Source organism: Ruegeria sp. HKCCA4008, assembly GCF_013033125.1.
GTDB lineage: Bacteria > Pseudomonadota > Alphaproteobacteria > Rhodobacterales > Rhodobacteraceae > Ruegeria.
In genome coordinates, this window is the sequence record NZ_WQDM01000021.1 from 1 (window position 1) to 4,411 (window position 4,411).

3 protein-coding genes are annotated in these 4,411 nt (G+C 63.9%); all 3 read left to right on the plus strand.

Annotated elements, in window-relative coordinates; translation table 11 throughout:
* Positions 1-1,059, plus strand: a 1,059-nt coding sequence (gene gcvT / locus GOW60_RS20955) for a glycine cleavage system aminomethyltransferase GcvT (protein WP_171230813.1), incomplete at its 5' end; no start/stop codon positions are given.
* A 17-nt stretch (positions 1,060-1,076) separates the two neighbouring features.
* Complete coding sequence (gene gcvH / locus GOW60_RS20960; RefSeq protein WP_170345522.1) at positions 1,077-1,442, plus strand: glycine cleavage system protein GcvH; 366 nt, start codon at positions 1,077-1,079, stop codon at positions 1,440-1,442.
* Positions 1,443-1,556: 114 nt separating this feature from the next.
* A partial coding sequence (gene gcvP, locus GOW60_RS20965) for an aminomethyl-transferring glycine dehydrogenase (RefSeq protein ID WP_171230814.1) occupies positions 1,557-4,411 on the plus strand: 2,855 nt, incomplete at its 3' end.

Below are 4,411 nucleotides of genomic sequence, written 5' to 3' on the forward strand. Positions count from 1 at the left end.
CACGTCGAGCTTGGCGGCAAGATGGTTGATTTTGCGGGTTGGGAGATGCCTGTTCAGTATCCTTTGGGGATCATGGGGGAGCATAAGCAGTGCCGGGAGAAGGCGGCGTTGTTTGATGTGTCTCACATGGGTCAGGTGATCCTGCGCGGTGAGAATGTGGGTGAGAAGCTGGAAGCTTTGTGCCCGCAGGCCTATGCGACCCTGAAGGAAGGCAAGGCGCGGTACGGGTTCTTTACCAATGCCGAAGGCGGGATCATGGACGATTTGATCGTGTCGAATGCGGGGGATCACTATTTCGTGGTGGTGAACGCGGCGCTGCGCCATCAGGACATTCCGCATATGCGTGAGCACCTTGAAGGCGTCGAAGTGACCGAGATCTTCGACCGCGCGCTGGTGGCGGTTCAGGGCCCTGCGGCGGAAAACGTCGTGGGTGATCTCTGCCCCGCGGCCCGCGATCTGAAGTTCATGGAAACCACCCTGGCCGATATCATGGGCGTCGAATGCCGCATCTCGCGCCTGGGCTATACCGGCGAGGACGGGTACGAGATCTCGATCCCCGAGGACAAGGCGATCGAGATCACACGGGCCTTCCTGGCGCATGAGGATTGCGAACCGGCGGGTCTGGGCGCGCGCGACAGCCTGCGGCTCGAGGCGGGTCTGTGCCTGTATGGCAATGACATCGACCAGAGCACCTCGCCGATTGAGGCCTCGTTGGCCTGGGCGATCCAGAAGCGCCGCAAGGAAGAAGGCGGTTTTCCGGGTGCGGAACGTATCCAGCGCGAACTGGCCGAGGGCGCATCGCGCAAGCTGGTGGGCATCAAGCCCGACGGCCGCGCGCCGGCGCGTCAGGGCGTGGAAATCCAGTGCCTCGAGGGCAACACCATCGGTCAGATCACCTCGGGCAGCTTTGGCCCCACGGTGGGTGGCCCGATCGCGATGGGTTATGTGAGCAAGGGTTATGGTGAACCGGGCGAGAAGGTGAACCTGATCATCCGGGGCAAGGCGCAACCGGCGCAGATCGTGGCGCTGCCCTTCGTCAAACAGAATTACAAGCGTTGAAGTCAGGAGAGAGAGACATGGCAACCTATTATTCCGAAGAGCATGAATGGCTGACCGTCGAGGGCGATACCGCCACGCTGGGCATCACCAAGCACGCGGCTGAACAGCTGGGCGAGGTGGTGTTTGTCGAGCAGCAGGAAGTGGGCGACGAGTTCGAGAAAGACGGCGAGATCGGCGTGATCGAATCCGTCAAGGCCGCGTCCGAGCTTTATGCTCCGGTCGATGGCGAGATCGTCGAAGTGAACGAGGCGCTGGCCGACAACCCCGGCGCGCTGAACGAAGACCCCGAAGGCGAGGCCTGGATCTACAAGGTCAAGATTGCGGACGCATCGCAGCTTGAGGACCTGATGGACGAGGCCGGATACAAAGCCTTCATCGGCTAACCCAAACCCGAAGCCCCGCCTTTGGGGCTCCACCGCTTCATCTTTTTCCAAATACTCCCGCCGGAGGCTCCCGCAGCCTCCGCCGGCCCTGACCTATCCGTGAGGAGCGCTGCAATGGCCTTCAAACTGACCGACTACGAAGCCTATGACTTCGCCAACCGCCGCCACATTGGCCCGTCGCCCACCGAGATGCGCGACATGCTCAAGGTGATCGGCTTCAAGACGCTGGACGAGCTGATCGACGCCACCGTCCCCCCGGCGATCCGGCAGAAAGAGCCGCTGGACTGGGGTCCGGCGATGACGGAACGCGATGCGCTTTTCCACATGAAACAGGTGGCGGGCAAGAACAAGGTTCTGACCTCGCTGATCGGTCAGGGCTATTACGGCACCACCACGCCTGCGCCGATCCTGCGCAACATCCTGGAAAACCCGGCCTGGTACACCGCCTACACGCCCTATCAGCCCGAGATCAGCCAGGGCCGGCTCGAGGCGCTGTTGAACTTCCAGACCATGGTCAGCGACCTGACCGGGCTGGACGTGGCCAACGCCTCGCTGCTGGACGAAGCCACCGCAGCCGCTGAGGCCATGGCAATGGCCAAGCGCGGCGGCCGGTCCAAGGCCAACAACGCGGCCTTCTTCGTCGACAAGAACTGCCACCCGCAGACCATCGCGGTGATCAAAACGCGCGCCGAGCCTCTGGGCATCGACGTGCAGGTCGCCGACCCGGATCAGCTGGACGCGGGCGCGGTATTCGGCGCGATCTTCCAGTATCCGGGCACCTATGGCCATGTGCGCGACTTCACCGCCGAGATCGCGGCGCTGCATGAACATAAAGCGATCGCCATCGTCGCCGCTGACATCCTGTCGCTGGCGCTGCTGAAGTCACCGGGCGAGATGGGCGCGGATATCGCCATCGGCTCGACCCAGCGCTTTGGCGTGCCGATGGGCTATGGCGGGCCCCATGCTGCCTATATGGCGACCACCGACAAGCTGAAGCGGTCGATGCCGGGCCGGATCATCGGTGTGTCCATCGACAGCCGCGGCAACAAGGCCTACCGCCTGTCGTTGCAGACCCGCGAGCAGCATATCCGCCGCGAGAAGGCGAACTCGAACGTCTGCACCGCGCAGGCGCTGCTGGCGGTGATTGCCTCGATGTATGCCGTGTACCACGGCCCCGACGGCATCAAGGCGATCGCGCAATCGGTGCACCGCAAGACCTCGCGCCTGGCCGCCGGCCTGGAAGAGGCGGGCTTCTCGGTCGAACCCGAGGTGTTCTTCGACACCATCACGGTCGAGGTCGGCCACCTGCAGAAGACGGTGATGGAGGCCGCCGTGGCGCGCGGCGTCAATCTGCGCAAGGTCGGCGACACGAAAGTGGGGATCAGCCTGGACGAACAGACCCGCCCCGAGACGATCGAGGCCGTCTGGGGTGCCTTCGGCATCGACCGCAAGGATGACAGCTCGAACAAGCAATACCGCCTGCCGGATTATGCGCTGCGTGAAAGCGCCTATCTGACCCACCCGATCTTCCACCAGAACCGGGCCGAGGCCGAGATCACCCGCTATATGCGCCGCCTGGCCGACCGTGACCTGGCGCTGGACCGGGCGATGATCCCGCTGGGATCGTGCACCATGAAGCTGAACGCCACGATCGAGATGATCCCGGTCACCTGGCCCGAGTTCAGCAACCTGCACCCGTTTGTTCCGCAGGATCAGGCGCAGGGCTATCACGAGATGATCGCCGATCTGAACGACAAGCTGTGCCAGATCACCGGCTATGACGCGATCAGCCAGCAGCCCAACTCGGGCGCGCAGGGCGAATATGCGGGCCTCTTGACCATCCGCAACTATCACTTTACGCGCGGCGAAGGGCACCGCAATGTCTGCCTGATCCCGACCTCGGCCCATGGCACCAACCCGGCCTCGGCGCAGATGGTGGGCTGGCAGGTCGTGCCGGTGCAGGCGGATGAGAACGGCAATATCGATGTCGCCGACTTCCGCGCCAAGGCGGAAAAGCACTCGGATCATCTGGCCGCCTGCATGATCACCTACCCGTCCACCCATGGCGTGTTCGAGACCACCGTGCAGGAGGTCTGCCAGATCACCCATGATCACGGCGGTCAGGTCTATATCGACGGCGCCAACATGAACGCCATGGTGGGGCTGTCGCGCCCCGGCGACATCGGCGGCGACGTCAGCCACCTGAACCTGCACAAGACCTTCTGCATCCCGCATGGCGGCGGCGGCCCCGGCATGGGTCCGATCGGCGTCAAGGCGCATCTGACCGAGCACCTGCCCGGGCACCCGGAATACGGCACCGCCGTGGGTCCGGTCTCGGCGGCGCCCTTCGGCTCGCCCTCGATCCTGCCGGTCAGCTGGGCCTATGTGCTGCTGATGGGCGGCGCGGGTCTGACCCAGGCGACCAAGGTGGCGATCCTGAACGCCAACTACATCGCGGCGCGGCTCAAGGATGCCTATCCGATCCTCTACACCTCGGAAACGGGGCGTGTGGCGCATGAATGCATCCTCGACACCCGGCCGCTGGACGCCGAGGCGCATGTCACCGTCGATGACGTGGCCAAGCGCCTGATCGATTCAGGTTTCCACGCGCCGACGATGAGCTGGCCGGTGGCCGGCACCCTGATGGTGGAACCCACGGAATCGGAACCCATGGCCGAGCTGGACCGTTTCTGCGACGCCATGCTGTCGATCCGCTCGGAAGCGCAGGACATCATCGACGGCAAGATCGACGCGGAAAACAACCCGCTGAAAAACGCCCCCCACACGGTGCGCGACCTGGTCGGCGACTGGGACCGCCCCTACACCCGCGAACAAGCCTGCTTCCCGCCGGGTTCCATGGGCGTCGACAAATACTGGTCCCCCGTCAACCGCGTCGACAACGCATACGGTGACAGAAACCTCGTCTGCACATGCCCCCCAATGGACGCATACGAAGACGCCGCGGAATA

Bases quoted from the DNA above. Each gene is read 5' to 3' on its own strand.
- gcvH (WP_170345522.1), top strand. From the start codon at position 1,077: ATGGCAACCTATTATTCCGAAGAGCATGAATGGCTGACCGTCGAGGGC.